Source organism: Comamonas sp. A7-5 (genome assembly GCF_039581385.1).
GTDB classification, from domain to species: Bacteria; Pseudomonadota; Gammaproteobacteria; order Burkholderiales; family Burkholderiaceae_C; genus Comamonas; species Comamonas thiooxydans.
The window spans coordinates 1-26,637 of sequence record NZ_JBCPWO010000001.1 but is presented as its reverse complement, the minus strand read 5'-3'; the positions used below and the strand labels follow the sequence as shown (position 1 = coordinate 26,637).

At 61.7% G+C, this 26,637-nt stretch carries 25 protein-coding genes; 15 read left to right on the top strand and 10 right to left on the bottom strand.

Annotation, left to right across the window (positions count from 1 at the left end):
- Nucleotides 1–23: 23 nt before the first annotated feature.
- From AAIL67_RS00125 to AAIL67_RS00100, 6 genes are all read left to right on the top strand, one after another.
- On the top strand, nt 24–1,019 hold the full coding sequence (locus AAIL67_RS00125; RefSeq protein ID WP_034405535.1) for a tripartite tricarboxylate transporter substrate binding protein: 996 nt from the start codon (nt 24–26) through the stop codon (nt 1,017–1,019).
- An 85-nt stretch (nt 1,020–1,104) separates the two neighbouring features.
- Nucleotides 1,105–2,022: a pseudouridine synthase gene (locus AAIL67_RS00120; RefSeq protein WP_343483102.1), complete on the top strand. Its 918-nt coding sequence runs from the start codon at nt 1,105–1,107 to the stop codon at nt 2,020–2,022.
- 85 nt (nt 2,023–2,107) lie between these two features.
- Nucleotides 2,108–2,656, top strand: coding sequence for a TetR/AcrR family transcriptional regulator (locus AAIL67_RS00115; protein WP_034352504.1), 549 nt, complete (start codon nt 2,108–2,110; stop codon nt 2,654–2,656).
- 5 nt (nt 2,657–2,661) lie between these two features.
- On the top strand, nt 2,662–4,842 hold the full coding sequence (locus AAIL67_RS00110) for an MFS transporter (RefSeq protein WP_343483101.1): 2,181 nt from the start codon (nt 2,662–2,664) through the stop codon (nt 4,840–4,842).
- Nucleotides 4,843–4,858: 16 nt separating this feature from the next.
- Nucleotides 4,859–6,082, top strand: coding sequence for an HlyD family secretion protein (locus AAIL67_RS00105; protein WP_224650926.1), 1,224 nt, complete (start codon nt 4,859–4,861; stop codon nt 6,080–6,082).
- Nucleotides 6,079–7,527 (top strand): efflux transporter outer membrane subunit, encoded by a 1,449-nt coding sequence (locus AAIL67_RS00100; protein WP_224650927.1) that lies wholly within the window; start codon nt 6,079–6,081, stop codon nt 7,525–7,527. Before AAIL67_RS00105 ends, AAIL67_RS00100 begins: the two co-directional genes overlap by 4 nt.
- Before the next feature lie 45 nt (nt 7,528–7,572).
- Here AAIL67_RS00100 and AAIL67_RS00095 read toward each other — a convergent pair whose 3' ends face one another.
- The 3 genes from AAIL67_RS00095 to AAIL67_RS00085 form a co-directional block, all read right to left on the bottom strand.
- Nucleotides 7,573–8,286, bottom strand: coding sequence for a ribosomal protein L7/L12 (locus AAIL67_RS00095; RefSeq protein ID WP_343483100.1), 714 nt, complete (start codon nt 8,284–8,286; stop codon nt 7,573–7,575).
- Nucleotides 8,287–8,323: 37 nt separating this feature from the next.
- Nucleotides 8,324–9,088 (bottom strand): YwqG family protein, encoded by a 765-nt coding sequence (locus tag AAIL67_RS00090; protein ID WP_034384256.1) that lies wholly within the window; start codon nt 9,086–9,088, stop codon nt 8,324–8,326.
- A 127-nt stretch (nt 9,089–9,215) separates the two neighbouring features.
- Nucleotides 9,216–9,998, bottom strand: a complete 783-nt coding sequence (locus tag AAIL67_RS00085) for a type 1 glutamine amidotransferase (RefSeq protein WP_343483099.1) — start codon at nt 9,996–9,998, stop codon at nt 9,216–9,218.
- A 218-nt stretch (nt 9,999–10,216) separates the two neighbouring features.
- Between AAIL67_RS00085 and AAIL67_RS00080 the strand changes: the two genes are divergently transcribed.
- Nucleotides 10,217–12,130, top strand: coding sequence for a potassium transporter Kup (locus tag AAIL67_RS00080; protein ID WP_343483098.1), 1,914 nt, complete (start codon nt 10,217–10,219; stop codon nt 12,128–12,130).
- 51 nt (nt 12,131–12,181) lie between these two features.
- Here the strand turns inward: AAIL67_RS00080 and AAIL67_RS00075 are convergent, their stop codons facing one another.
- On the bottom strand, nt 12,182–12,511 hold the full coding sequence (locus AAIL67_RS00075) for a carboxymuconolactone decarboxylase family protein (protein ID WP_004340750.1): 330 nt from the start codon (nt 12,509–12,511) through the stop codon (nt 12,182–12,184).
- Nucleotides 12,512–12,637: 126 nt separating this feature from the next.
- On the opposite strand from AAIL67_RS00075, the gene AAIL67_RS00070 reads away from it, so the two are divergent.
- From AAIL67_RS00070 to AAIL67_RS00060, 3 genes are all read left to right on the top strand, one after another.
- On the top strand, nt 12,638–14,398 hold the full coding sequence (locus AAIL67_RS00070) for a VRR-NUC domain-containing protein (protein WP_343483097.1): 1,761 nt from the start codon (nt 12,638–12,640) through the stop codon (nt 14,396–14,398).
- Complete coding sequence (locus tag AAIL67_RS00065) at nt 14,395–16,785, top strand: ATP-dependent DNA helicase (protein ID WP_343483096.1); 2,391 nt, start codon at nt 14,395–14,397, stop codon at nt 16,783–16,785. The genes AAIL67_RS00070 and AAIL67_RS00065 overlap by 4 nt, the downstream gene beginning before the upstream one ends.
- Nucleotides 16,786–16,884: 99 nt before the next feature.
- The gene (locus AAIL67_RS00060; RefSeq protein ID WP_063661134.1) at nt 16,885–18,012 is read left to right on the top strand and encodes a suppressor of fused domain protein; all 1,128 of its coding nucleotides are present in this window, start codon (nt 16,885–16,887) and stop codon (nt 18,010–18,012) included.
- A gap of 81 nt (nt 18,013–18,093) precedes the next feature.
- Here the strand turns inward: AAIL67_RS00060 and tsaA are convergent, their stop codons facing one another.
- Nucleotides 18,094–18,576 carry a tRNA (N6-threonylcarbamoyladenosine(37)-N6)-methyltransferase TrmO gene (gene tsaA, locus AAIL67_RS00055; protein ID WP_063661135.1) on the bottom strand — a complete coding sequence of 161 codons (483 nt, stop codon included), beginning with the start codon at nt 18,574–18,576 and terminating at the stop codon, nt 18,094–18,096.
- Complete coding sequence (locus AAIL67_RS00050) at nt 18,576–19,001, bottom strand: TOBE domain-containing protein (RefSeq protein WP_012838287.1); 426 nt, start codon at nt 18,999–19,001, stop codon at nt 18,576–18,578. The genes tsaA and AAIL67_RS00050 overlap by 1 nt, the downstream gene beginning before the upstream one ends.
- Before the next feature lie 145 nt (nt 19,002–19,146).
- On the opposite strand from AAIL67_RS00050, the gene AAIL67_RS00045 reads away from it, so the two are divergent.
- Together AAIL67_RS00045 and AAIL67_RS00040 are read left to right on the top strand one after the other, a co-directional pair.
- Nucleotides 19,147–19,680 (top strand): GNAT family N-acetyltransferase, encoded by a 534-nt coding sequence (locus AAIL67_RS00045; RefSeq protein WP_063661136.1) that lies wholly within the window; start codon nt 19,147–19,149, stop codon nt 19,678–19,680.
- Between the two features lie 168 nt (nt 19,681–19,848).
- Entirely contained in the window at nt 19,849–20,130 is a 282-nt protein-coding gene (locus AAIL67_RS00040; RefSeq protein ID WP_063661137.1) for a DUF1232 domain-containing protein, read from the top strand.
- Nucleotides 20,131–20,188: 58 nt separating this feature from the next.
- Here AAIL67_RS00040 and AAIL67_RS00035 read toward each other — a convergent pair whose 3' ends face one another.
- The gene (locus AAIL67_RS00035) at nt 20,189–20,524 is read right to left on the bottom strand and encodes a hypothetical protein (RefSeq protein ID WP_156507034.1); all 336 of its coding nucleotides are present in this window, start codon (nt 20,522–20,524) and stop codon (nt 20,189–20,191) included.
- Nucleotides 20,525–20,569: 45 nt separating this feature from the next.
- Between AAIL67_RS00035 and AAIL67_RS00030 the strand changes: the two genes are divergently transcribed.
- A complete protein-coding gene (locus AAIL67_RS00030) occupies nt 20,570–20,977 on the top strand; it encodes a hypothetical protein (RefSeq protein WP_063661139.1) in 408 nt (135 codons plus the stop codon).
- Between the two features lie 227 nt (nt 20,978–21,204).
- On the opposite strand, the gene AAIL67_RS00025 is transcribed toward AAIL67_RS00030, so the two are convergent.
- Together AAIL67_RS00025 and AAIL67_RS00020 are read right to left on the bottom strand one after the other, a co-directional pair.
- The gene (locus AAIL67_RS00025) at nt 21,205–22,836 is read right to left on the bottom strand and encodes an ATP-binding cassette domain-containing protein (RefSeq protein WP_343483095.1); all 1,632 of its coding nucleotides are present in this window, start codon (nt 22,834–22,836) and stop codon (nt 21,205–21,207) included.
- Nucleotides 22,837–23,005: 169 nt separating this feature from the next.
- A complete protein-coding gene (locus AAIL67_RS00020; protein ID WP_063661141.1) occupies nt 23,006–23,923 on the bottom strand; it encodes a LysR family transcriptional regulator in 918 nt (305 codons plus the stop codon).
- Between the two features lie 439 nt (nt 23,924–24,362).
- On the opposite strand from AAIL67_RS00020, the gene AAIL67_RS00015 reads away from it, so the two are divergent.
- Together AAIL67_RS00015 and AAIL67_RS00010 are read left to right on the top strand one after the other, a co-directional pair.
- Nucleotides 24,363–24,785, top strand: coding sequence for a VOC family protein (locus AAIL67_RS00015; protein ID WP_034352550.1), 423 nt, complete (start codon nt 24,363–24,365; stop codon nt 24,783–24,785).
- A 115-nt stretch (nt 24,786–24,900) separates the two neighbouring features.
- Nucleotides 24,901–25,530 (top strand): DUF2625 domain-containing protein, encoded by a 630-nt coding sequence (locus tag AAIL67_RS00010; protein ID WP_063661142.1) that lies wholly within the window; start codon nt 24,901–24,903, stop codon nt 25,528–25,530.
- An 87-nt stretch (nt 25,531–25,617) separates the two neighbouring features.
- Here AAIL67_RS00010 and AAIL67_RS00005 read toward each other — a convergent pair whose 3' ends face one another.
- Nucleotides 25,618–26,157, bottom strand: coding sequence for a DUF1697 domain-containing protein (locus AAIL67_RS00005; protein ID WP_063661143.1), 540 nt, complete (start codon nt 26,155–26,157; stop codon nt 25,618–25,620).
- Nucleotides 26,158–26,637: the final 480 nt, after the last annotated feature.

Genomic DNA, 26,637 nt, shown 5'->3' with positions numbered 1-26,637 from the left:
CCAATCCCAGCAGAAAGATCATCATGCAAATACGACGCAGACAGTTTGCAGCCTGGGCGCTGGGCGCCCCGCTGCTGCAGCAGCTATCACTGGCAAGCCAGGCTGCTGCCCAGCCCTGGCCTGCCCAGGCACTGACGGTGGTAGTTCCCTTCGCGCCCGGAGGCAGTGTGGATGTGGCCGCCAGGCTGGTGATGCCGCGTCTGGCTGAGCGCCTGGGCCAGCCCGTGATCATCGAGAACATGGTCGGAGCATCGGGGACCATTGCAACGCAGCGTGTCATCAAGGCCAGACCCGATGGCTATACCTTGCTCTTCGGTGTGGCCAGCTCGGTGCTGGTCGCACCCATGATCTCGCCGACAAAGTTCCGCTACGACGGTCTGCATGAGTTGAAGCCCGTGGCACCCGTGGCCTCTTCGGTCTTTGCGCTTGTCGCACGCCCGGGCCTTGCTGCAGGCAGTGCGGACGATCTCATTGAACTTGCGCGCCAGAAACCGGGGCGACTGACCTTGGGCACCGATGGCATCGGCACCAGCCTGCACCTGACGGGGGAGCTGATTCAGCAAATGTCCGGTATCGATCTGGTACATGTTCCCTACAGGTCTGGTCCACAGGTGCTGACCGAGCTGGCAGGTGGTCAGATCGACCTTGCCGTGCTGCCTGTTGCGCTGGCTCAGCCGTTTGTCCTGGAGGGCAAGGTCAAGGCACTGGGCGTGACATCCCGCCAGCGCCTGGCCACGTTACCTCAGGCGCCAAGTCTTTCGGAGACACCGGCCCTTCGCAATCTGGAGGTCGAGGCCTGGCAAGGCTTGCTTGCTCCCGCTCATACAGATGCCCATATCGTGAAGCGTCTGGCCGATGAAATCGCGATCCTGCAAGCGGACCCCGAGATGGTCAGAAAACTGACGGAAGCGGGCTTCAAGCCCATGCGCATGGGGCATCCCCAGTTCCTGGCCTATCTGGAGCAGGAGAAAAGAGTTCTGGAGAGCACCATTCGCAAAGCCAATATCCGAACAGACTAGTCAGTGCGAAGTCGCATCATGGTCTGACCAGGGTCCATGCGGCCATGAAAGCCAGGAGTCGGGCCAGCCACTAAAATCCCGCGCCATGCATAACTCCCACGATCCCAAGGTTCTGCCCGTGCGCGATGGCGTCAGCCCCAGCTGTGTGGTGTTGCCCTCCCAGGGCGAGGGGCTGCTGATCGACTTTCTGTGCGAACGTCTGCCTGTCGTCGAACGCGCAGACTGGCTGCGCCGCATGGCTGCCGGTCAAGTGGTCAGCGAAGCGGGAGACAAGGCCGGTCCGAATGCTGCATTCATGCCGGGGCTGCGCTATTACTACTATCGCGAACTGGAGGCCGAGCCAGAGATTCCGTTCGCGGCTGAAGTCATCCATCGCGATGCACATCTGCTCGTTGCGGACAAGCCGCACTTTCTGCCTGTGGTGCCAGCCGGCCACTATTTGCAGAACACGCTGCTGGTGCGGCTCAGGCGCGAGTTCGACCTGCCCGAGCTGTCGCCGATTCATCGCATCGACCGCGACACTGCGGGGCTGGTGGTGTTTTCGGTGCAGCGCGCCACACGTGGCATCTATCAGGGGCTGTTCAGGGACAGGGCGATTCACAAGGTCTACGAGGCCGTGGCGGCTTACCGCGCGGAGCTGAGCTTTCCGCGCGAGCACGCGAGCCGCATGGAGGAGAGTGGGCATTTCTTTCGCATGCATGAGGTCGCGGGCGAGCCCAATAGCCGCACCCTGATGGAAATCATCGAGCACAACAGTGTCTGGGCGCGCTACCGGCTCAGTCCGGTTTCGGGCAAGCGCCATCAGCTGCGTGTGCATATGGCGGCGCTGGGCCTGCCGCTCCGGGGCGATGCCTTCTATCCCGTGGTCAATGATCCGGAGCCGGGCGACTATTCCAGGCCCTTGCAACTGTTGGCTCGCAGCCTGGCCTTTGATGATCCTCTGACTGGACAACGGCGCGAGTTCACCAGCCAGCGCAGCCTGCAGGCGCTGCCGCGCGACTGAGCGCAGTCTTGCCCGACCCTTGCCAGGGCAGGGGAAACGCCGAGCTCTGCAATTTATCGGACAAAACTGTCCGATAATTGGCGCCATGTCCACCACCCGTCCTCCATCCGCCGAACGCCGCGCCCAGTTGCTGGACGCGGCCGATGCCGTGTTTGCCGAGCATGGCGTGACCGCACCCCTGGATCTCATTGTCGAGCGTGCCCAGGTGGGCCGTGCCACGCTGTATCGTCAGTTTCCGGACCGTCGCGCCATCATGTTGGCGCTGCTGGAGCGCTCGGTCGAGAAGACCCGCGCCGCCGCAGCCGCCTGGCATGACGACGACCAGGCCTTCTTCAAGCTGCTGGCTCTGGTGGGCGAGCGCATCGCCGTCTCCGCCACGCTGGTGGACTACTGGCGTACGGTGGACCAGAGCGATGCAGAAGTCATTCATGCGCGCCAGCAGATGTGGCTGGTGTTCGAAGAGCCCATGAAGCGTGCGGTGGCCAAGGGCCTGTGCAAGCAGGCCTTGAACGCCAAGGATCTGTCCCTGGTGTTCGGCATGCTGGGCGGTGCCCTGCGTGGCGAAACACCTGCCCAACGCAAGCAACTGGCGCGTCGTGCCTTGCAAATCATTCTGGACGGAATCAAGGCCTGAGGTTTATGAGTCAAGCTGCAGCACAAGCCAGTGGGGCTCAAGCCAATCAAGAAGGCCCGAAACCTCCCAGCAGCCAGGCTTCAGCTTCTCCAGCCATTCCGCAGGGGCCCGTCATCCTGCTGCGCCGCCCGCCGGACTGGGCCGAGCATGAAAAGCCCGCGCTGCCCGGCTCGCCGGCCATGCCCCCTCACGAGCCCTGGATCCGCGTCTGCTATGGGCTGATTGCGGTCCTGGTCGGGCTGACCGGCGGTCTGGGCAATGCCTTGTTCACCGCAAATCTGCCCACGATTCAGGGACAGCTGGGGCTGACCTCGGTCGAGGCTGCCTGGCTGACGGGCGCCTACGTCATGTTCAATATGACGGCCAATCTGCTGGTCTACAAATTCCGCCAGCAGTTCGGCATGCGCCTGTTCACCGAGATCGGCCTGGGTTGCTACGCGGCGCTCAGCGTGCTGCATCTGCTGCTGGGCAGCTACGACAGCCTGATTCTGCTGCGTGCGGCCAGCGGCCTTGCAGCGGCGACCTGCTCGTCGCTGAGCACGCTCTACATGCTGCAGTCGGCACCGCGCACCTATGTGCTCAAGATGCTGGTGATCGGCGTGGGCGTGGTCCAGCTGGCCACGCCGCTGGCCTGGATTCTGTCGCCGGGTCTGCTCTATAACAGCGAGTGGCACAACCTCTATCTGTTTGAAGCTGGCCTGGCGCTGATGTCCTTTGCCGCCGTGGTGCTGCTCAAGCTGCCCTCGGGCCTGTACATCAAGACCTTCGAGAAGCTGGACTTCGTCACCTTCAGCCTGATGGTGCCGGGTCTGGGCCTGTTGATTGCGGTGCTGGTCCAGGGCTACTCGCGCTGGTGGTTCGATACGCCGGGGCTGGCCTGGATGCTGGTGGCGGCGATCGCGCTGCTCAGCGTCGCGCTTTACATCGAACACCATCGTGCCAACCCCATGTTCCACACGCGCTGGTTCGCGCAGATGCCGACGATCCGTTTCGTGATCGGAGCCATCTTGCTGCGCTTTCTTACGGCCGAGCAGAGTTACGGCGTGGTGGGGTTGATGCGCACGCTGGGCATGACATCCGACCAGATGCAGCCGCTATTCATGGTGATTCTGCTGGGGACACTTATAGGTGTTGCATTGTCTGCTATTACTTTCGGTGTTCCCAATATGGGCAAGCAGATTGTGGTGGCGATTGCACTGTTTGCCGTGGCCGCATTTCTCGATCACCACCGCAGCAGTGTGGACCGTCCTTCGGACTTTTTCTTCAGCCAGTTTCTGCTGGCGGTGGGCTCGGGCGTCTTCATGGGCCCGCTGATGCTGACCGGCATCATCCAGGGGCTGAAATTCGGTGCCAACCACATGCTCACCGCCGTGGTCACGATTTCCATGACGCAGGCCATAGGCGGCTTGCTGGGTTCGGCCTTGCTGAGCACTTACCAGACCTACCGCGAGCAGATCTACTCCGTGGCTCTGGTGGCGCAGATGGACCCGACCGACCCCGTGGTGGCCGAGCGGCTCAAGATACAGGGCCAGATCTACGGCAGGGTGACGCCCGATCCCGCCATGCGCGCCAACCAGGGAGCGCTGCAGCTGTCGCAGATCGTGCGGCGTGAAGCCAATGTCAGGGCCTATAACGATGTGTTTGCGCTGACGGCCGCCATCGCCTTGCTGTATCTGCTCTGGAGCCTGGGAGCATCAGCGCGCGTGCGCCAGGCTGCCGCCATGGTGCGCGCCATGACACGGCAAAGCGGCAACCAGGTGGCGGCAGCCGCCGGGACCGACGGTACGCCTCAGCGCGCACCTTCGGTGGCGCCGGTTGCAGAGCCTGAGGCAGCGAACGCTCATGAGCCCGATGTATCGCAGCGTGTCACGGTGGTGGTGCAGCCCACGGCCACCGATGCCTATGGTGATGTGGAAGAGGGCGGTCAGAACGAGCCCGCCAGTCCGGCGCGGACCGTGGTGATCGAAGGCGCGGAGGCCAGGCGCCTAGCTGCCGCGGCGCAGGCGGCCGAGACTCGCGAGCAGGCCGTGCTGACCAGCCGCGACCCCCTGCAGGACAACGCCCAGGCGCTTGAGCTTGAGGCCGAGCTGGAGCAGGAAATCGACAAGAACGCCCGCAGCAGCCCTGCGGCCGGTGATGGCGGCCGGGATGGCTCCGGCCCCCAGGCAAGGAACTCAGACCGATAACAGCAAGAGATTGAGCATGAGCGACAGTCAACAACCCCATTCCCCCGCCGCATCTGCGGCGACAGCTGCCCCTTCACCCGCTGCAGCATTGCCTCCCACGCCAAAGAAGATCAAGCCTTCTTTGCGCAGCGTGCTCATCATGCTGGTCGTGGCCCTGGCAGGCATGCTGCTCGTGTTGCGGGCCTGGAATCTGTGGCCTTTCAACAGCTCTGTGGTGACCACGGACAATGCCTATGTGCGCGGCGCCGTCACCGTGCTGGCACCGCAGGTCACTGGCTACGTGACCGAGGTGCTGGTCAGGGACTACGAGCAGGTCAAGGCCGGCCAGCCGCTGGTGCGCATCGATAGCCGCAGCTATGAAGCGGCCGTCGCCCAGGCGCAGGCGCAACTGGCCAATGCACAGGCGCAGCTGAGCAATTCCGAACAGACACAGGCCCAGAACCGTGCCACGCTGAGTGCCAGCCGCGCCGGTCTGGCTGCCGTGGAGGCAGAGGCCCAGCGCTCGCAGGCGGAGCTCAAGCGTGTGCAGGAGCTGGCCGAGCGAGGCTCCGTGTCTCTGAACGAACGCGACAAGGTGCGCGCCACCTCGCGCCTGGCAGCGACCAACGTGGCCAAGGCCCAGGCCGACATCGCGATCAACCAGGAAAAGATCAAGGCCACGACCGTGGGCCGTGACTCTCTCAAGGCCCAGGTGCAGATGGCCGAGGCGCTGCTGCGCCAGGCACAGATCAATCTGGACAACACGGTGGTTCATGCGCCCAGCGACGGGCAGGTCAGCGAGGTATCGGTACGCAAGGGCCAGTATGTGGCGGCCGGTACGCAGCTCATGTATGTGGTGCCGCCCACTTACTGGGTGGTGGCCAACTACAAGGAAACCCAGACCGCCCGGGTGCAGATCGGCCAGGCCGTGAGCTTCAGCGTGGACGCGCTGGGCGGCTTGCGCCTCAAGGGCCATGTGCTGGAGATTGCGCCAGCCACGGGTTCGGAGTTCAGCGTGCTCAAGGCCGACAACGCCACGGGTAATTTCACCAAAGTCGTCCAGCGTCTGCCCATCAAAATCGCCATCGACGAGGGCCAGGCCGATGCCGCGCGCCTGCGCCCCGGCATGTCGGTCATCGTGCGCCTCGATACTGCACAAAAAGTAGAGCATTCAGCGCAGACCTCTCAAGCGATTGAGATCGATTTTGCTCAAAAATCTCAAGCGCCCGCAGTTTCCGCATCCGAGCAGGCCAAGCCATGAAGAACGCCTTCCATACCGTGCGTGCCTTGCCACTGGCGCTTGCATTCCTGATGGCCGGCTGCAGCGTGCCCAGTTTGACCCGGGCTCCAGACAGCGCCCAGCCTGCAGTGCCTGTCAGCTGGAGCTCGGACCAGGCCGCAGGCGCTGCCGATGCTGTCCAGGCCGGCTGGTGGCAGGCCTTTGGCGATGCGCAACTGAGCCGCTGGGTGGAGCTGGCGCTCGAGCGCAACAACGATGTGCTCACCGCCGTGTCCCGGGTGGAGGAGGCACGTGCGAATCTCAATGTGGCGGGCTCGGCGGCTGCGCCTCAGCTGTCACTCAGCGCACCGGGCTCGGCCAACCGCAGCCTGAGCGCGCGAACCGGCCAGATGGTGCATGTGCGTTCGGCTCAGCCCGTGCTGCAAGCGAGCTGGGAGCTGGATCTCTGGGATCGCCTGGGCAGTCTGAGCCGGGCCGCCGATCGGCGTCTGCAGGCCAGCCAGGCGGATCGCGACGCGGTACGCCTGACGGTGGCCGCGACCGTGGCGCAGGCCTATATCGCCCTGCGCTCGCTGCAGGCCCAACTGGCCGTGGCCGAGAACACAGTGAAGTCGCGCGAGGATGCGGTGCGTCTGCTCACCGACCAGGTGCGTGTGGGCTATATCTCGCAGCTGCAGCAAAGCCAGGCGCTGGCCGAGCTGGAAAGCGTGCGGCAATCGGTGCAGCAGCTGTCTCTGGCGCTGCAACGCCAGCGCATAGCGCTGATGCAGCTGGTGGGCGGAAGCGGTGATGACCAGGCACAGGCCCTGGCACGTACCACATTGAGCGCCCATGCTGGGCTCGAGTCCATGAGCTTGCCTGCCATGCCTGCACCTGGCTTGCCGTCGAGCTTGCTGGAGCGCCGCCCCGACATTGCACGGGCCCAGCTGCTGCTGGCGGCCAGCGACAGCAATCTTGCGGCACAGCGTGCGGCCTTTTTGCCGCAGGTGAGCCTGAGCGCGAACTTCGGCAGCCTGTTCATCAACGCGCTGGATTACAACCCGGCCCGGGTCTGGTCGCTGGGCGGCAGCATTCTGGCGCCGCTGTTCAACGGCGGTCGCCTGCAGGGTCAGTTCGATGCGGCATCTGCCCAGCGCGATCAGGCCGCCTACGCCTATCGCGGTGTGGTCATCAAGGCCTTTGGCGATGTGGAAACAGCTCTGGTCAGCTCCCAGCAACTGCAAGCCCAGTGGGAGCACGCCAAGGAACGCGAAAAAGTGCTGGGTCGTACCCTGGGCTTTGCCAAGGATCGCTACGAGGCCGGCTACGCCAGCTATCTGGAGGAGCTGGACGCCCAGCGCAATCTGTTTGCCGTGCAGCAGGAAGTGCTGCGCCTGCGTCAGAGCCAGCTGGAAAACGCCGTGGCGCTGTACCAGGCGCTGGGTGGCGGCTGGCAGCTGGCGGATACGGCCGCCCCGCAACCTTGAGTTCAAGTCGAAAGCTCCTGAAAAGTGAGCATTTTCGCTTGTCTCCTATAGGCTCCAAGGCATATTGAAGTAATACCAAAGGCCGGCAGCAGCCAGGGCCAGCACCAGCGGCCATAGATACCGGCCTTGTCCTCTGGGGACTTCGCCCGGTGATGGCGCTCCGGGCTGAAAGCTGCTCGGGACGCTGGCCCGCACCGATTGTCGTTGCAGGATCTGCCAGTCCAGCGCAATGCCATCCATGGCCGCATCGATATGTTCCTTGGCCTGAGCCAGACCCAGGCCCGTGGCCTCGCGCAGCAGCTTGATGGCTTCGATCTTGTTGCCGCGTGCCATGGCGTCTTCCACCTCGGCCCTGGTCTCTGCAGGCACTGCGTTTGCGCCGGACAGCAACGCCTCTATGGCCTCTGCATGATCGCCGCTCACGGTGACGCTGGTGGTGGTCTTGCCATTGACGGTCGTGGTGGTGGTTTTGATGGAAGAGAAGGAACTGCCGGGCGCGGCGTCGTCCCGATTCAGCTGGTCCAGCAGCAACGTGGCATCTTTCATGCCCAGTTTTTCCAGCTGCTCGCGCAACTGCTGTATCGCCTGCGTCTGCTCTGCAGCGCCATGCTGGACAAAGTCCGGCTCGTCGCTGGCTTCCAGCAGGTCCTTGGCCTCCTTCAGACCCAGCCCGCCTTGTTCGCGCAGTTGTTTGATGGCTTCGATCTTGTGACCGCTTTGCCATTGCTTGAGGATTTCTGCAGGAATCTGTGTGGGCATGAGCTGCTCTATATGGTTGTGGCGGTCGAACCAGGCGTCAGCCGCAGTCCACCTGCAGATGGCTGAAGTCCCTGGCGTGCAGCCTGGCATTCTCGATAAAGGCCATGAGCCTGGCGCCGTCCTGCCAGCACCAGTGGAATTCCTCGTGCGACTGCAGCGTCAGTAGCGAGCGCCAGTGCGAGCTGCCAGGGTATTCCTCGGCGTCGGGCGTGGGGTCGTAGCCAAGGCTGTCCCAGGAGGGGCGGCCCAGCAGATAGTCGCGAGGCAGATCGCCGCTTTCTTCAAGTCCATGGAGCCAGTCCTGGAGTTCATCGAACTCCACTGGCCAGTCCTTGCGCAGCTCCTCGTGGCGAGGAAGGTCTATGCCATTTTCAAACTGCAGCGCACGGCTTCCCGTGACCCACTGATGGGGAGCCTGGATTTCATGCATGCCGCTGGTGTCCGGCCAGTAAAAAGCCTTGAGATAGTCCTGGTCGCGCCAGAAGATGGCGTCGTCCTCGTCAAAGCCGTGGAACAGCGACAGAAGGCCGCTGGCCGGCAGCTCTGCAGGGCGGCCGGGCCCGCCCGGGAGCTCGGCAAAGTTGATCTGTCCGACAAACAGGTAGTGGCCGTCCGGATGCTCGGGCCAGACAAAGCCCGCGGGCACCATGGGCTGGCCGCCAAAGCGGCTTTGCAAGGGCTCTCCCATGGTGGGGCCCAGGCGAATGGCGACGGCGGGCTGGGCCAGATTCAGGAAGTATGGCTTGTGCGCCTTCAGCAGTGGCGAGGCATCCAGGTGTTTTTCAAGCGTTGTGAAGTCCATGAAGCTTGGGGCAGTGAGTTTGCCGGTCATTCTGACCCAGACAGCGGCCGGGCCTTGCCAGAGACCGTCCGCCAGATGCAACAAAACGTCTGTTCCCGGCCAGCCCAGGGGCGGCAAGTGTGCAGTCTCATAGCTGCATGCGAAGGTATTCGTCGGAGCGCAGGCGAAATCGGCTCAAAGCTTCCGAGGAACTGCTGCACGAAACCGAAACCGGCCTGTCCAGCTGGTCGGTCCATGCCCTGTAGGTACGCAGTGCCATGGCATGCAACTGGTCTATATGTTGCGGCATTCGGTCCAGGATCTGGGCCTCGCTTTGTGCGGCCGGACCCCGGGCCTGCAGCAGTTCGTCATGGCCCTCGCAGCACCATTGACGCACGCTGTCTGCGGTCACTTCCAGATGGCCTTGAAACGCCCATCGCCGGCCGTGGACAAAGCCCTTGTTCAGGCAATGCTGTCCGTACATGGTGCGCCTGGCGGCCGTCGGAATGTCGAATGTGTCGTAATGCCAGTTGAAGATGGTGGCTTGCGCGGGCAGATTCATCAGTTGCTGGGCGCTGGGGGTGATACGGACTTCGCTCCAGCCTATGTTCGGGCAGGGGTTGCGCCATACGCGTGCGCTCATGGCGCGGGCCAGCATCTGCGCGCCAAAGCAGTGGCCCAGCACGGGGATGTCGTGCTGCAGGGCACTTTGCAGCAGGCAGCGTTCTTCATCGATCCAGAGCAACTGCTCGTTGGCGCAATGGTTGCTGCCCAGCACTATGATGCCGCGATAGTCGCGCGCATTGGCCGGGGCCGTGCCTTCGGCACAGGGATCTATCAGCACATGGGCAATCTCTTGCTGGCGCAGATGGTCGAGCAGGATGCCGGGGCCTTGCGACGCTTCGTGCTGGAGGATGGCGACGGGCTTCATGGGAGACGGGCTTGAAGGGCAAGCCGGTTGTTGCGAAGCCTTGAATCTAGAAAGGCAGGCCTCAAGCCCTGGTATGGATTGTGGCTGCTGCTATCAAGATTGCATAAAGAAAGACAGCTCGGCCCAGCGTCATCCAGCTTTCCAATTTCCGTCAGCGTGCCATACTGGGCTGCCGCCGCCCGGCTGCAGCGGCCTCTATCACTGCAAAAAGCATGGCTATGTCACAAAGCAAACACGGGCTTCAGGGGGCTGGGGATACGGGGCAGGGCAGCAGCCAGTCGGCACTGACATTGGCGGCGCTGGGGGTGGTATTTGGCGATATCGGTACCAGCCCGCTCTATGCGTTCAAGGAGGCATTTACCGGCGTCCATGGGCTGACGGTGGGCCACGAGAATGTGCTGGCCGCGCTCTCGGCCCTGCTCTGGGCCGTGATCGTCATAGTCGCCATCAAGTATGTGTGGGTTGTGCTCAGCCACGATAACGATGGCGAGGGCGGCGTGCTGGCGCTAACGGCACTGGCCCACCGCGTGATGGGCGATCAGTCGCGCCGCTCGCGCTTTGTGGTCGGGGCCGGCGTGTTTGCGGCCGCGCTGTTCTATGGGGATGCCATCATCACGCCAGCGATTTCCGTGCTCTCTGCCGTGGAGGGTATGAGCATTGCCACGCCGGAGTTCGAGCATTTCATCGTACCTATCACGATAGGCATACTGATCGGACTGTTTTCCATTCAGATGAAGGGCACCAGTGTGGTGGGGAGGCTGTTCGGCCCGGTCACCATTGTCTGGTTCCTTTGCATTGCCTGGGCGGGCGTGGCCAGCATTGTGCAGACGCCCATGGTGCTGCAGGCCGTCAACCCGCTGCATGCGCTTCGCTTCGCCGTGCAACACACGGACAAGGCCTTCTTTCTGCTATCGGCCGTGTTTCTTGCCATGACAGGCGCCGAAGCTCTTTATGCCGATATGGGCCACTTCGGCAGCCGGGCCGTGCGTCTGGGCTGGTATGGACTGGTGTTTCCGGCTCTGATGCTCAATTACTTCGGTCAGGGTGCCTTGCTGTTGCGCGATGCGACTGCGGCCAGCAATCCCTTTTTCTTGCTGGCCTCGCCGTCCTGGTTGCTGATTTTTGTGGTGCTGGCCACGGCCGCCACGGTGATTGCCTCTCAGGCGACCATCTCGGGGGCTTATTCCATGACGCTGCAGGCCAACCGTCTGGGGTATCTGCCGCGTGTGCGTGTGTTGCATACCTCCGATCAGGAACAGGGCCAGATCTATATTCCCAGTGTGAACTGGTTGATGCTGCTGGCCGTGATCGCGCTGGTGCTGGCCTTCAAGTCCTCGGGAGCGCTGGCGGCGGCCTATGGCATTGCCGTGTCGGGCACCATGCTGATCACCACCATGCTGGTGGGCTTTGTGGTCTATCTGGGGCGCAGCCGAGCAAGAGCCGTGACACTGGCGGCGCTGGCCTGTTTTGCGGTGCTGGAGATAGGCTTTTTTGCCTCCAACCTGACCAAGCTGGAGCAGGGCGGCTGGCTGCCGCTGACTCTGGGCGCCATCATCTTCATCGCGCTGACCACATGGCGCGACGGTACCCAGCTGGTGGCCGAACATCGCCGTCGCCTTGATATTCCCATGAGCGATCTGATGAGCTCGCCCATGAGCGGCGTGCCGGTGGTGTCCGGCACGGCCGTCTATCTGACTTCCGACCCCAAGCTTGTGCCGAATGCGCTGTTCCACAATCTCAAGCATTTCAAGGTCATGCATGAGCAGACGGTATTTCTCCACGTGATCAACGAGAACACGCCCTATGTGCATGATGGCGAGCGCTTGCAGCTGAAGCCCATGTGCAATGGGGTCTGGGCACTGGACATGCATTTCGGCTTTCGCGAGCAGCCTGATATTCCGGCGGCGCTCCAGCGGATTGCACCGGACGCCGATGGAGAGATACCGAACCTCGACCCCATGACGACCAGCTTCTTTGTGGCCAGGGTGCAGGTGGTCGACGGGCCCGGCGGTCTCTCGGCCTGGCGCTGCGCGCTGTTTGGCTGGATGTCTCGTCAGTCGGCCAGTGCGGCCACTTATTACAAGCTGCCAGCCAACCAGGTGGTGGAGCTGGGCACGCAGGTTGTGCTTTGACGGCTAGGTATGGCTAGCCAGACAGGCGCTGGCTGCTATCTTTTTAGAACGTTACTCGTCCAAAGCGTCCAGAGCGCGAGCCGAGTAGACCATGGCGGCGCCCGCATTCAAGGCCACAGCCACACCCAGGGCTTCGGCAATTTCTTCCCGGCTGGCACCAGCTGCCTTGGCAGCCTTGGTATGCACGGCAATGCAGCCGTCGCAACGCGTGGTCACGCCCACGGCAATGGCAATCAGCTCGCGTGTCTTGGCATCGAGATGGCCGGTCTTCCTGCCCGCACCGGACAAGGCCTTGTAGCCCTCCATGGTGCCTGGGCTCAACTCGGAAAACTCTCCCAGCCTGCCTGCCAATTCCTTGCGGTATTCGTTCCAGTCCAGCATTGCCTGCTCCTTGTTGAATGAAGCATTGATTGTGTGCCACTGTCACCGGGCATTCAAGTCGCAAGCGTTTCGGCCGCTGATCGGCAATCCTGGGTTCGGAGGAGTCTGCAGGGACTTATGGGCTGTATGAAAATACAGGTTTCATGGTCGGCATCCAGCCGTCTTTTCCCCGAGCATTTTGTGAGCGTCACCGTGACCGCATCCCAGGCCGCCATTCTTCCGCCGCACCGCTTCTACTATCTGCACAACTTCCAGCAGGCGCTGGATTGGCTGGCGCAGCGCTATGGAGATCTGCTCAGTGAGCAGGAGGCTGATTTCATTGCCGACTTTGCGCGCTTGCCGCAGAACTCCAGGGCGCTGCTGGTACGCATGCTGATGCGGCGCGGGCCCTGGTTTCGAGCCAGCAAGCTGGCCTACGAGGAGATTCCGGTGACGGGCGACGCCGCAGCACCTTTGCTGGAGCGTGGCTGGCTCAGTACCACCGAGCCCATGGAGGCGGTCGAACTATTCGGCCTGCACACCAAACCCGAGCTGCTTCAGATCTTGACTGGCTTTGAGCTGTGCTCCTCGATGCGCAAGGCCGAGATGCTGCAACTGTTGGCTGAGAGGCAACCCGAGCCTCGGCCGTATGCCGTCTGGCATCCCGAGGCCGTGGAACCTGTCTGGCGCGTCATGGTGGACGAGCTGGGAGAGCGTCTGCGGCTGATGTTCTTTGGCAATCTCTACCAGGACTGGTCGGAGTTCGTGCTGGCCGACCTCGGTATTTTCCGCTACGAGCCGGTGGCGCTGGATGCTGACTCGCGTGCATTTCAGCGCCGCGAAGATCTGGACTTCTATCTGGAGATATCGGCCCGGCGTCGGGACCTCGACGAAGGCGTGGAGCCGGCACAATTGCTGCCTGCGCTTATTGAAAATCATAGCGAGAACCCATGGCTGGACATGCGCCGGGCCAAGGTTCTGCTGAAGCTTGGCCAGATGTGCGAGAGGCTGCAGGACTGGCCGCTGGCGGCTCAGGCCTACACGGCCAGCTGCTATGCGGGTGCACGCCACCGTCATATTCGCGTGCTGGAGCGCATGCAGCGCTTTGATGAGGCACTGGCCCTTGCCAGCCAGGCGCAAGCCGCGCCTGAAAGCGAGGAGGAGCGCCAGCGCGTGGCGCGCATGCTGCCGCGTCTGAGCCGCAGCCTGGGACTGGGGGCCACGGGGCGCCAGCCAGCTCTGGCCCCGGCCGTGGCGGCCCTGCGCTGCGATGTGCTGCTGGACCGACCCGCCCAGCCCATGGCGGTGGAGTACGCGCTGCAAGCCCATTGGCATAGCGCTGATGCGCCCGTGTTCTATGTGGAGAATGCGTTGGTCAACTCGCTATTCGGTCTGCTGTGCTGGCCCGCCATCTTTGCGCCGCTGCCGGGGGCGTTTTTTCATCCCTTCCAGAGTGGGCCGGCCGATCTGGGAGCACCGGATTTTGTGCTGCGCCGCCAGCCTCTGTTTGATGCCTGTCTGGCCGAGCTGGAGGACGGTCGCTACAGGGACACGATTCGCCAGCGTTTTGCCGACAAGCAAGGGGTTCAGTCACCGTTCGTGTTCTGGGGTACGTTGACGCAAGAGCTGCTGGAGTTGGCGCTCGATTGCATGCCTGCCGCCCATCTGCGGATTCTGTTCACACGGCTGCTTTTGGACGTGAAAGCCAACCGCACCGGCTTTCCCGATCTGGTGCGCTTCTGGCCCCATAGGTCCGATGCCGGTTCACGCTACGAGCTGGTGGAAGTCAAGGCACCGGGTGACAAGCTGCAGGACAACCAGATTCGATGGCTGGCCTATTGCACGGAGCAGGGCATTCCCGTGAGCGTCTGTCATGTGCAGTGGCGTGACGAAGGTAGCATGCCATGAAGCCTGCGCTGAGTGTGGCAGTACGCGCACTGTGCGAGTTCACGGTGCGCGGCGGCGATCTGGATCTGCGCTTCACGCCTGCGCCCAGTGCGCTGGAGGGCATGGAAGGCCATGCCGTGGTGCAGAAACGCCGTGAGAAAGCGGGCGGCTACGAGGCGGAGCTGGCGCTCAGCGGCTGGTTCGAAGAGCTGCAGGTTCGCGGTCGGGCCGATGGCTTTGATGCCGTGAAGCAGCAGCTCGAAGAGATCAAGACCTACCGGGGCCGGCTCGACGGCGTGCGCCCCCATCATCGGGCACTGCATTGGGCCCAGGTCAGGGTCTATGGTCATCTGTTGTGTCAGGAGCGCGGCCTTGAGCGGCTCAAGCTGGCGCTGGTTTATTTCCAGATTGGTAGCGCAGAGGAGACTGTGCTGGTGGAAGAGTGTTCTGCCACCGAACTGCAAGCCTTTTTCGAGTTGCAATGTGCCCGCTATCTCGACTGGGCACGCAGCGAGGCCGCCCACCGGCGGGCGCGCGATGCGGCCATGGCCCAGTTGCGGTTTCCCATGCCGGCCTTCAGAGCCGGGCAGCGGGAGCTGGCCGTGGCCGTCTATCGCACGGCCCATGCCAGCTCAGGCGGTCGCTGTCTGATGGCCCAGGCCCCGACAGGCATTGGCAAGACCCTTGCCACCATTTTCCCCATGCTCAAGAGCATGGCAGCAGTCATAACCAGGGGGGCCTCGGAGGCTGATGCCGCTGGTCTGGACAAGCTGTTCTTTCTCACTGCCAAGGGCACCGGCCATGGACTGGCACTGCATGCTCTGCGTCAGCTGCAGCAAGCTTTGTCGGGGTCGGTTGCGCCACTGCGTATCCTGGACATGAAGGCGCGCGAAAAGACCTGCGAGCATCCCGACAAGGCCTGCCATGGAGAGTCCTGTCCGTTGGCGCGCGGTTTCTTTGATCGACTGCCTGCGGCCAGGCAACAGGCGCTGCAATTGCCTCTCTGGGATGCGCCGGCGTTGCGGACTCTGGCCTTGCAGCATGGCATCTGCCCCTATTACCTGTCGCAGGAGCTGGTGCGCTGGGCCGATGTGGTGGTGGCCGACTACCACTATTACTACGACAGTGCCGCCATGCTCTATGCGCTGACCTTGCAGCAGGACTGGCGCGTGGGCGTGCTGGTGGACGAGGCGCACAATCTGCTGGAGCGCGCGCGCAGCATGTACACGGCACCGCTGTTCCAGTTTGATCTGGCGCAGGCCCGCCAAGGCGCGACGGGTGCTGTCAAAAAGGCACTCGATGCACTGCAGCGTCAGTGGCAGGCGCTGAACAAGGCCCAGGATCAGGCCAGTTACCAAAGCTACGAGAGCATTCCTGGCGCGCTGCTGGGCGCCATACAGCGGGCCGCAGGCGCAATAGCGGATCAGCTGGCTGAGCAGGAGATAGCCGGCCATGCAGCCGCAGGGGGGAAGCCTGTGCTTGCCGACCATGCCTTGCTGGATTTTTACTGGGAATTGCTGCACTTTCAGGCGCTGGCCGAGCAGTTCGGGCCGCATGCGCTGTTTGATATTCAACTGGCCACGCCGCTGCAGCGTTCGAGCAGAGTGCGTACGCCGGCATCCACGCTGTGCATTCGCAATGTGGTGCCCGCGCCGCATTTGGCGGCACGCCATGAGGTGGCACAGGCCACGGTGCTGTTTTCGGGCACGCTGAGTCCACCACAGTTCTATCGCGATCTGCTGGGACTGCCTGCGGATACGGCCTGGCTGGATGTTCCGGCGCCGTTTGCGGCCCGGCAGCTGCAGGTGCATATCGCCGGCCATATCTCGACACGCTGGCGAGATCGCGAGGCATCACTGACCCCCATGGCCGAGCTGATCGCGCAGCAATATGCACGACAGCCTGGCAACTATCTGTGTTTTGTCAGCAGTTTTGACTATCTTCAGCAGGTCGCCGCCACTCTGGAACGTCTGCACCCGCAACTGCCGCTATGGCTGCAGCAGCGCGGCATGGACGAAGCTGGGCGTGCCGAATTCCTGGCCCGCTTTGTCGATGGTGGTCAGGGCCTGGGTCTGGCCGTGCTGGGGGGGGCATTTTCCGAAGGCGTGGATCTGCCCGGCAGCCGTCTGATCGGTGCTTTTGTTGCCACGCTGGGTCTGCCCCAGCTCAATCCTGTCAACGAAGCCATGCAGCGTGCCATGGATCAGGCCATGGGAGTGGGGCAGGGCTATGACTACACCTATCTTTACCCCGGCCTGCGCAAGGTGGTGCAGGCGGCTGGCCGGGTCATACGCAGCGAGCACGATCATGGCGTTCTGGTGCTGATGGACGACCGCTTCGCGCGCGCCGAGGTGCGTGCACTGCTGCCGGCCTGGTGGCAGATCGAAGGGGTCGACCGAGGTTTCTGAACGCATGGTTGCCAGAAACGCTCGCTCACATCTCCGTTTGTAATCCGGGTCGAACGGCTTTCGCCTGCCTTGATACTTGGGGCAAAGGAGAAAAAGGCCATGAATTCCCGCGAAACCTACGACTCTCAAACCCACGCTAACGGGGAAGAGGGCAGCCAGGGATGGGATGCAATTGATGGGGCGCTGCAGACGGTTTATGGCGATCAGCAGCCCGTGCATTTCGGGACGCTGATCAAGTTTCGTCTAGGGGGAGAAGAGCCGCTGGACGGCGTCAGCGTCTATCGCAGCGAGCAGGGCGTGCCGCACTGGCACTATGTCAGCTATGGCTTCAGCGATCTGTATGGCGATCTGGACGACAGCTACGACATCGCTCCAGGCAAGCCCAGTGGCTATGGTTTCGAGTTGAGCTTCAGGCTGATGCGTGCCGCCAGCGAGCAGGAGCCACCTAGTTGGCCTGTTAACTTTTTGCAAAATATTGCTCGATATGTATTCCGCACCGGCAATGTGCTGGCCCCCGGCCACTGGATGACGGCCAACGGACCGATCAAGGCCGATGCCGACACGCTGCTGACCGAAATGGGCTTTGTGCAGGATCCCGAGCTGCCGGCCATTCATACACCCTATGGCGACCTGATGTTTCTGCAACTGGTGGGGCTGACCAGTGACGAGTTGCGCGAGGTACGCCGATGGAATGTGCAGGGAGCGCTGCATTCCCTGCAGAGTTATATGCCGCTGTGGATCACCGATCTGGCCCGGCCCAGTCTGCATGACTTGCCCGATGTGCAGGCCGCCATCGACGCAGGGGCGGCTCGAGAAGGCTCGAAGACGGGCGTGCTCTACAACGATGTGCTTGGCTTCAGTCATCGCAAGCGCCTGCTGCGCAGTCCCCAGACCGTGATTCGCCTGGGCAGCCTGGGCGTGCGCGACCTCAAGGCCATGCTGCCTGCTCGCCTGCCCCATGGCCGTCCGCTGATTCTGGCAGGCGATGGTTCCACGCTGGAGCTGGTGCCTGCCGGCGACAGTGAAGGCGGGATGCTGGACTGGCATAGCGACCATGAGCTCAAGCTCAGCCTGACCCAGGCTCAGATGCAGGCCTGGAAGCAGGCCGTCAAGGGACGCGACGGCGAGTACACCGTGCCAGGACTCGATGGTCTGGTCTGGCAGGTCAAGAGCAGTGTGGTGACGGATAGCCAGGGGCGCGTGACCGGCAGGTATGAAGAGCGCTAAGTGCCATGCCGTGCATCAAGTAGCTGCATGCGCTTTGGAGATAGGCACATCAGCTGTTCCAGTTCTGAACACAAGTAGCTCTTAACGCATGCGCTCGTCGGAGAGTCTGTCCGGCAACTGATCCAGCCCTCTGGCAAACCAGCCGATGCGTTCTGTCTCGCGCACATCCAGCTGCGGCACATAGGGTTTGATGTCGAGCACGGGCGTGCCATCCAGCATGTCGTTGCCGCGGAAATGCAGCCAGCATCCGTCCATGCCAAGCAACTCGACAATGGACAGGCCGATGCGGTTGGGCCTTGCCGGTGCCCTTGTTGCAAACACGCCATGGCTGCTGGTGTCCATGAAGGGCACGACTTCCAGCTTTTCCGTGGCCTCATGCAGGTGCGTGAGCAGGATCAGGAATTGAAACTCCTGCACATCGCGCAAGCCCGCGGCAAAAGGTGCAAAAACCTCTATCCTTCCCTCATGCTGCTGGGCGGCAACGGTCTGTATGGGCATGCCCACGGCATGCTTGAACGGGCTGTGTACGCGGCCTATCGGCTGCAGAACAATGGATTCGTTCATCAGGGCAGCACCGCCAGCACGACCTGAGAAGCCTTGAACAAGGCCGTGGCCGTCTTGCCCACAGCAAGGCCCAGGTTTTCGGTGCTCTCCTGCGTGACCATGGCCACCACCTGCAGACCCTGGGCGTCTATGGTCACTTCGGCATTCACCGCGCCGGGCTTGATTCGGGTGATCTTGCCGTTGAGCTGGTTGCGCGCCGAAAAGCGCACGCCTTCGCAATTCGTCACCACCATCACGGACGGCGCCTTGACCATGGCGATCACCGTACTGCCGGCCTTCAGGCCCAGGCTGACGGCGCTGCCATGCGTGATGGTCGCCACCAGCTCTGCATTGTGTTCGGTACGGATCTGGACTTCATCGGTGACGATGCCGTGGCTGATATGGGAGACACTGCCCTTGAACTGGTTGCGTGCGCTGCTTTGCATGAGGGTTTCCTGAAAATACCGGCGAGAAGGAAGATGGATCTATTCTTATAGCATCCAGGCCTGTGCAGTTAATTGCTACACAGGCCACGACTGCTTGGTCCTTGCCCATAATACCGTCTCTAATTTGGGTGCCTGAGGCCAAGAAATGAGTGATCTGAACATCGTGCAATGCACGCACGAACGCCACGCCGCTGCGATTCTGGACATTTTCAACGATGCCATCGTCAACTCCACGGCGCTCTACGACTACCAGCCGCGCACCACACAAAACATGGTCAGCTGGTTCGAGGCCAAGCGTGCAGGCGGCTTCCCCGTCATCGGCATTGAAGATGCGCAAGGCCGGTTGCTGGGCTTTTGCAGCTGGGGAGGCTTTCGCGCCTACCCCGCCTACAAGTACACGGTCGAGCATTCGGTCTATGTCCATCCACAGCACCGAGGCCGAGGTTTGGGGCAGCAACTGATGGAGCTGCTGATTGCCGAGGCCAGGCAGCGTGGAGATGTGCATGTGCTCGTCGGAGCCATCGACGCTGCCAATGCGGGCAGCATTGCACTGCACAAGCGGCTGGGCTTTGAGTCCGTGGGCCTGATGCCTCAGGTGGGCTTCAAGTTCGGCCGCTGGCTGGATCTGGCCTTCTACCAGCTCACGCTGCAGACGCCGGAACACCCCGTCGACGGTTGATCTGCTGTTGAATCAGGAGCATCAATCTTTTCCAATGGAAGGATTGATGCTTTTGGGGTTTCAGCTCTTGGATACATTCTGTGGCAGACCGGCAATGCCTCGCTCTTGTCATCGTCCAGTTCGACCGCAGTTGAGATTTGTTTTTTCACTTTTGCTGGAGTGACTGCCATGTGGAAACTGGGTCGTCTGCTGACAAGCTTTCGCAAAGAACTGCTGCTCGCCTGGGCCGTACTGCGCGACCCGCGCTCACCCAGGGCGGCCAAGCTGGTCACCCTGCTGGCGGCGCTCTATATCGTCAGCCCCATAGACTTCGTACCTGACACCATTCCCATTCTGGGCTGGCTGGACGATGGCCTGATCGGCTTTTTGCTGCTGCAACTGGCTTTCAGGTTTCTGCCGACCGAGCTTCTGGCATCACTGCGCGAACGCGTGGGCACCAGGCTCGGTTAAGTCGCAGTCACTACAACCGTAGCGACCAGCGCTGATGCATCAGGCGCTGGTCGCTTTTTTACAAGTCCGCTAGGCCTTGGATGCCCAGAAATTGAAACGGTGCCAAGGGCTTTAGTTCTGCGGTGGCATTGCCCGAAGGGACATGGCTCTGGTCTGCACCCAGTTCAAGCTTCATGACCTTGTCGGTTTTCAGGTCGAAGTCCAATGCCTTGAGACTCACCCGGAAGGTATGAGGCGTGGGGCCGATTTGAAAAAATACAGCTTGCGCTGGTGCTCTGACACTGTGCTCCAGAGGGGGCGAGATATTGGGCTGGTCGCGCGCGCTGATGCCGTAAGGCATGAAGACCTCGCGGGTCACAGGAAACACAGGCTGACGGCTCTGGTTCTCCAACACGATTTCAGTCGTGGCGATTGCAAGCAACTGGCATACTGAACTCTCATGATCGCAAAGCCCTTGTTTTCCTTTGTGCTGGCGCTGACTGGTCTGGCGGGGTGCAACTCTGGCGAAACCCAAGCACCTCTGAGCAAGCAGGCGCAGGCCACGCGCGATGCAGTGCCGGAGCAGGTCTTCAAGGGCGTGCTGGCAGGCCAGGCGGTATTCCTGTTGGTCCACGATTGCGAGGTCTTTCTTGTGGAGCCTTTGGAAAAGGGCGAAGTCCGCTGGGAAAAGGTACTGGCGCCCGAGCCATATCCGTTCTTCACCTCCTGTCAGCGTCAATCCATCCGCTATGAGGCAGGCGTGCTGCGGGTCACATTGGGACGCATGGCCTTTGGTGCGGGCGGTTGCTGTGCCACGGGTGGTGACTATCGCTCCACTGACGGAAGACGCTGGAAAAAGACCTCCTGAACCCCTGAAGTCGAAAACAGAGGGCCAGCACGTGAATGGTCGGGGAGCGTGGGAACATGGTGTGCATAGGTGCCTCGTGCATTGCCGAACCGCAGGCAGGATGCAGGGCGTTGCTCAACCGAGATTCAACCGAGATTCAACCGAGATTCAACCGAGATTCAACCGAGATTCAACCGAGAGCTGGCCCTGCCAGCCGGCACTGCCCGTGACAGGGTAGGTTGCCGCGGTCAGAGCGTTGTCAATGTCCATGTTTCAGCGGCAAAGTTCAGCTGGTGCGTCAACTTCAGCGCACGGAGCAGCATGGTGTCGTGCGAAACGATAATCAGCGTGCCTGTGTATTGGCACAACATGCTCTCCAATGCCTGAAGGGATGGCAGATCCAGGTGGTTGTCAGGTTCGTCCAGCAGCAGCAATTGCGCCGGCTCGTCACGGTAAAGCGCGCAGGCCATGGCGGCCTTGAGGCGTTCACCACCGCTGAGTTGCCCGCTAGGCTGATCGATATGGCGCGCATCCAGCCCGACCTGTGCCAGCCGCATACGTTGCAGCGACTCGGGCGTACGTGGACTGGCGGCCAGCAACTGGCTCAGCACCGGTGATTCGGCGTGCAACAGACTCTGGTGCTGGTCCAGCATCGCAAACGGCGTTTTCAGGCAGCACTCGCCCGTCAGTGGTTGCAACTGCCCGGCCAGCAGTTGCAACAGCATGGACTTGCCGCAGCCATTGGGGCCGCTGACGGCCATGCGCTGACCGGCGCGCAGCACCAGGTTCAGAGGAGGGTGCGGTTCAACACGAGGCAGTTGCACATCACGCAGCTCGGCAACGATGCCGTCTCCGTGGCTCCTCGGCTCTTGAGGCGCATGCCAGTGGATGCCGTCGGCCTGCCAGTCCACCTGGCGCTGCAATGCCTGGGCGGCCTCGCGCACGCTTTGGTTCAGGGCTTCGCGCGTTGCGGCCTGTTGGGTCACCAGCTTGCCGCCCGAGCTCTGGGCGCGTTCCTTGCTTGCGTCCAGAAGAATCTTGGCCTGATTGCCGTTCTTACCCAACTTTTCACCACGTGCCTGCCTGCGACTCTGACGTTCCTGCTGCGTGCGCAAGGCTTGCTCTGCGCGGCTGCGTTCCTGCTTGAGGCGGGCCAGTTCGTCTTGTGCATTCTGGCTTTTCTGGCGCTGGACTTCTCTGTAGAAAGAGTAGTTTCCTCCATAGATGTTGATTGCGCTGGGGGTCAGTTCCGCAACGGAGTCAATGACCTCCAGCAAGACTCTGTCATGGCTGATCAGCAGCAGGCCGCTGCGCCATTGCTGCAGTTGCTGCGCCAGGGCAGAGCGGCTGGCAGCGTCCAGATGATTGCTGGGCTCGTCCAGAATCAGAAAGTCGGCCTGGGACAGTTGTGCACCCAGCAGCGCCACGCGCATGGCCTGGCCGCCACTGAGCTGGCTGGCAGGTGTTTGCGGTGCCAGCGGAGGCAGGCCGATCCGTTCGAGCTGCATCTGAAACTGCTGACGTATGTCCCAGCGCTCGGCTAGCAGTTCGTAGTCGCTGGCTTCGCAGCTGCCTTGCTCAATTCGCTCCAGTGCCAGCAGCGTGTCGCTCAGGCCTGCCAGTGCAGCGATGCTCAGATCTGGACGGGATGCCAGAGGGTTCTGCGGCAGATAGTGAAGGCGGCCCGCATACGTCACGCTGCCGCTGCCGGGAGGCAGCTCGCCAGCCAGAATGCGGGCCAGTACGGTTTTGCCCACTCCATTGCGGCCCACCAGCGCCGTGCGCTGTGAGCCGACGTTGCAGCAAAGATTGGAAAAGAGTGGCCGCCCATTGGGCAGTGTGTAAGAGACGCCATGCAGCGTCAGGCGAGCTTCTGTCATAAGACCATGCGATGGGTTGATGCCTAACATCTCCAGGCTGCACATGTGCACGGCAGCGATTGGGAGGAGGGGAGGTGGCCGTCAATCAGACGGCGGCATCAATGGCGCATGGGTGAAGAGTCTCGTTGGAAAGCGAAAACGTCCAATTCTAGGCAGTCCAGCGCTGAGGTCAAGCGAGCTGTGGTGCGGACGCTGTTGCCTGATTGCCGAACTCTGCCAGCACCGTCAGCACGCTGGCGGTCGCAGGGTTCAGCGTTGGCAATTGGCGATGGGCGATGGCCATGGGTCGCATCAAGGTGGGTGACAGGTGCCGTATCTGTACGCTGCTCTGTTGCTGCTGCTCTTCCATGGCCTCCAGCGGCAGCAGGGCTGCAGCCTGGCCGGCGGCTGCCAGGCTTTTTAGCGCCTCTGTATAGGTCAGGGCAATGAATGGGCGGGGACTCAGGCCTGCCTGGCCGAACCAGCCGGCAATCAGTCCATGCATCTGCGTGGCGGACGCAAAGCAGGCCCATGGGCGACTTGCCAGCCATTCGGGGCTGACCCGTTCGGGGACCTCCCAGGCCGCGGGCAATAGTGCCACCATGGGATCGTTACGCCAGGGCGTGAGCATGATCTCGGCGCTCTCCGCCTGCGGGCTGGCGACCAGGCCGATATCGAGAGTTCCGGCCTTGAGGCGCTGCATGGAGTCGGCTGAGCCCACAGCCTCCAGCTTGATGTCAATGCCCGGGCTGTGACGGCTGAGGGCGTCGAGCATCAGCGGAAACAGCCGAATATTGACCCCGGCCGATACGCCTACCTTGACCAGCCCAGCGCGGCCGCTGGCGTGACGCTGCACCTGATCGATCAGGTCGTCGCCGGCCTCGAGCAGCTTGCGTCCTTTCTGCACCAGCACCTGGCCGGCCGATGTCAGCTCCGCCTGGCGCCTGCCGCGCAGCAACAGCGTGGCGTTCATGCGTGCCTCCAACTCCTTGATATGCAGGCTGACCGTGGGTGGTGCCAGATGCAGCGCCTGGGCTGCTGCGGCAAAGGTGCCGAGATCGGCGATGGCAATCAGCGTCTGCAGCTGATCGAGGTTCAGGTTCCGCATGGACTTTAAGTCAGATTTTCTGAACTGAATGGTCAGATCATTCAACTTTACAGATGTTTGGCCGCCAAAGACTATTGGTCGACCATGAAAAATCATCGAATTGAAGACCGCGGCGCGGGATATGACGCATTGGATGGCGGGGCTGCAGCTGCGCCCACACACAGGCTTGAAGCGGCAGGGCCCGGGGAGGCCCGCGCATGGCGCTGGCTGGCACAAGTCCGGAATTGGCTGGAGCGCGCCGAGGCGCGAGTAGGGGCGGGCTTCAGAGTGCCACCCAATGGAGGGTGAAGAGGAGGCCGGCATTCTCGGGGATCGATTACTCCTGGCTGCTGTGTGGCATGCTTCTCAGGCGATCTCAGCTTCTGCATATCGGCTGCTTTTCAGCACCAGGCCAGCGCTATATTTGTGGACCGCTGTTTTGCAGAGTCCTTGAGAGCTTATGTTGCTGAAGCAAATTGAATCCGTCGTGCTGTTTGTCCAAGATATTGATGCCACTGCTATCTGGTATGCCGAATTGTTTCAGACCGAGGTGCAATATGAGAATCATCACTACGCTTTTATCCGGACACCGGGTTGCCTGATTGGTTTCCATCCGCAGGACAGCAAGTGTCCGGGGGGAGCCGGCGGGGCGACAGTCTATTGGGAGGTAGCTGATCTGCAGGATGCGATAAGGAGACTTGAACAAAGAGGGGCAGTTTTGTACCGAGGTCCTATTGTCACAAGCCTTGGTGCAACTGCGGCAATGCTGCTTGACCCCTTTGGTTGCACCATAGGGCTGAATCAGTCACACCCTCATTCCGCGCCAGCGCTCCAGACATTGCCAAGCGTCAGCCAGCAGCTGGAGTCGCTGCCTGGCGAATGAGCCATCAAGTTAATGTCGAGCCAAGCATCGATTTGAAGCCTTTCACGAGACTTCTGGATATCAAGATCAAATGTCAGAATTCCGATGTTGTTGACTTTTGCATCAAGGGAGATCGATGCGTGCACTGGCAGAACTTTTGGAGCGCGACGAGCCGGCCTTGTCGCTGATACAAGCTTGGGCGCAGGACACGAGCATTCCTGTCGAATGTCTTCCTCCGTCGGCTCAGAGAGACTCGGTGTTGCTTGCTTTGCAGGTCACGACACGCTCGCCGCTGGGGGCCATAGCTCATGGAACCGGTGGAATTCTCATCGATGGGGGCTGGCTCAGAATGCTGGGCTCGGGGCATCCCAGGCTCACACGCGATCTTGCGGCGTGGAATCGCGCGCGTAGCAGCGGATTTTTGCTGATTGCCGACGATGCGGTGGGTGGATTCTTTGCCATCAATGGCGGGGCCCTGGGCGAGGATCTGGGGGCTGTCCATTACCTGGCTCCGGACACCTGGGCCTGGGAATCGCTGGAGATGGGGCATACGGCTTTTGTGCAATGGGCTTTCACAGGTGGGCTGCGCGACTTCTACCGTGATTTACGTTGGGAAGGCTGGGAAGCCGAGGTGGCCGGCATGGGGAATGATGCTTGCATGAGCTTCTATCCTTTTCTCTTCACGGGGCAGGGCTCCATACATTCGAGTGCACGCAAGCCGGTACCGGCAGCAGAACACTACGCCTTCATGAGCAAGAGTGGATAGAAGGAGCCTGCCTGAGCCAAGACAATGGATGAGACGTCAGTGGCTGTACCGCTTTCTCCGCCTGCGTGCCACAGGTTAAAGCGAGTATCAGCGCTCTTTCCGTGTCGCAACCTCTTGGCGTGCTGTCGCCATTTCAACCAATTGGGCAATCGTGTTGATATTTCTGGCCGTACCTTGGGCAGCTGCTGCAATCCTGAGCTTGGAACTGCCCATTCCAGCACCATAAGCCACATAGATCTCGCGCCGTCCCAACTGCAGTTGTTCGTCGTTGCGGCCTTTGATCTGGGTCAGCGCGTCTGTTGGTGGTGCTTCATCGAGAAAGATGGCAACAGTGCGGTTGCCCGGGGATTCGGGAAAGGGGTTGTTGGCCAGCACCTCCATCATCTCCCGGGCCGTGCGCACGATGACATCCACGGGCTTACCCGCATAACTGGCCAGGCGTCGCTCCAATGTCGACTTGAGCTGCTGCTCGGTGCAATCTGCATCCAGCACCACATTGCCGCTGGCAATATAGGTCTGTACCTGCGCAAACCCTTCGGCCTCGCACATGGACTTCAACTCCGCCATGGGGAGTTTGCCGGTTCCGCCGACATTGACGGCCCGCAGCAGAGCGACATAGATGGGCATGACTGATAAATGGAGCGGATCTCGAAGGGGCAGGCGGAGAAATCCCGCACGATGTGACGGAGCACCAAGGCGCAAAGAGGATGCTAGCGTATCGCAACAGCCCGCGAGATTAGGTTTGTCTGGATGGAGAGGATTCAGGAGGACTTGCAGTCCACAATGGATCAGGCTGAGATGGATTTGTCCTTCCACGAGACAGAAATTCCACAGCAGCACCAACCGTGCTTGGCTTGGGGCAAAGCCCTAGTCATTGCACGGATTGCTGCTGCATTTCACAGAATTCGCCCAGGCTCAGGCTGCCCTTGTGTCCCCCGCCGGGATTGGCCTGAGCGCTTGTCAGTTCGGATAGAGGCTTGCCGTTTGCCTGGACTCGATTGCCTGCTCGAGACTGGTGCCAGAAACGGCCTGCGCGGTAGGCGGTGCAGGACTGCCTTGTGCTGAAGCATCCGGCCCATAGTGGTTGCGGCGCTCATCTGCAGTCAT

Bases quoted from the DNA above. Each gene is read 5' to 3' on its own strand.
- AAIL67_RS00020 (WP_063661141.1), bottom strand. From the start codon at position 23,923: ATGCGGAACCTGAACCTCGATCAGCTGCAGACGCTGATTGCCATCGCC.
- AAIL67_RS00080 (WP_343483098.1), top strand. From the start codon at position 10,217: ATGTCACAAAGCAAACACGGGCTTCAGGGGGCTGGGGATACGGGGCAG.
- AAIL67_RS00120 (WP_343483102.1), top strand. From the start codon at position 1,105: ATGCATAACTCCCACGATCCCAAGGTTCTGCCCGTGCGCGATGGCGTC.
- AAIL67_RS00070 (WP_343483097.1), top strand. From the start codon at position 12,638: ATGAAAATACAGGTTTCATGGTCGGCATCCAGCCGTCTTTTCCCCGAG.
- AAIL67_RS00025 (WP_343483095.1), bottom strand. From the start codon at position 22,836: ATGACAGAAGCTCGCCTGACGCTGCATGGCGTCTCTTACACACTGCCC.
- AAIL67_RS00015 (WP_034352550.1), top strand. From the start codon at position 24,363: ATGTTGCTGAAGCAAATTGAATCCGTCGTGCTGTTTGTCCAAGATATT.
- AAIL67_RS00060 (WP_063661134.1), top strand. From the start codon at position 16,885: ATGAATTCCCGCGAAACCTACGACTCTCAAACCCACGCTAACGGGGAA.
- AAIL67_RS00045 (WP_063661136.1), top strand. From the start codon at position 19,147: ATGAGTGATCTGAACATCGTGCAATGCACGCACGAACGCCACGCCGCT.
- AAIL67_RS00110 (WP_343483101.1), top strand. From the start codon at position 2,662: ATGAGTCAAGCTGCAGCACAAGCCAGTGGGGCTCAAGCCAATCAAGAA.
- AAIL67_RS00010 (WP_063661142.1), top strand. From the start codon at position 24,901: ATGCGTGCACTGGCAGAACTTTTGGAGCGCGACGAGCCGGCCTTGTCG.
- AAIL67_RS00005 (WP_063661143.1), bottom strand. From the start codon at position 26,157: ATGCCCATCTATGTCGCTCTGCTGCGGGCCGTCAATGTCGGCGGAACC.
- tsaA (WP_063661135.1), bottom strand. From the start codon at position 18,576: ATGAACGAATCCATTGTTCTGCAGCCGATAGGCCGCGTACACAGCCCG.
- AAIL67_RS00075 (WP_004340750.1), bottom strand. From the start codon at position 12,511: ATGCTGGACTGGAACGAATACCGCAAGGAATTGGCAGGCAGGCTGGGA.
- AAIL67_RS00105 (WP_224650926.1), top strand. From the start codon at position 4,859: ATGAGCGACAGTCAACAACCCCATTCCCCCGCCGCATCTGCGGCGACA.
- AAIL67_RS00095 (WP_343483100.1), bottom strand. From the start codon at position 8,286: ATGCCCACACAGATTCCTGCAGAAATCCTCAAGCAATGGCAAAGCGGT.
- AAIL67_RS00085 (WP_343483099.1), bottom strand. From the start codon at position 9,998: ATGAAGCCCGTCGCCATCCTCCAGCACGAAGCGTCGCAAGGCCCCGGC.
- AAIL67_RS00065 (WP_343483096.1), top strand. From the start codon at position 14,395: ATGAAGCCTGCGCTGAGTGTGGCAGTACGCGCACTGTGCGAGTTCACG.
- AAIL67_RS00040 (WP_063661137.1), top strand. From the start codon at position 19,849: ATGTGGAAACTGGGTCGTCTGCTGACAAGCTTTCGCAAAGAACTGCTG.
- AAIL67_RS00100 (WP_224650927.1), top strand. From the start codon at position 6,079: ATGAAGAACGCCTTCCATACCGTGCGTGCCTTGCCACTGGCGCTTGCA.
- AAIL67_RS00050 (WP_012838287.1), bottom strand. From the start codon at position 19,001: ATGCAAAGCAGCGCACGCAACCAGTTCAAGGGCAGTGTCTCCCATATC.
- AAIL67_RS00090 (WP_034384256.1), bottom strand. From the start codon at position 9,088: ATGGACTTCACAACGCTTGAAAAACACCTGGATGCCTCGCCACTGCTG.
- AAIL67_RS00125 (WP_034405535.1), top strand. From the start codon at position 24: ATGCAAATACGACGCAGACAGTTTGCAGCCTGGGCGCTGGGCGCCCCG.
- AAIL67_RS00030 (WP_063661139.1), top strand. From the start codon at position 20,570: ATGATCGCAAAGCCCTTGTTTTCCTTTGTGCTGGCGCTGACTGGTCTG.
- AAIL67_RS00115 (WP_034352504.1), top strand. From the start codon at position 2,108: ATGTCCACCACCCGTCCTCCATCCGCCGAACGCCGCGCCCAGTTGCTG.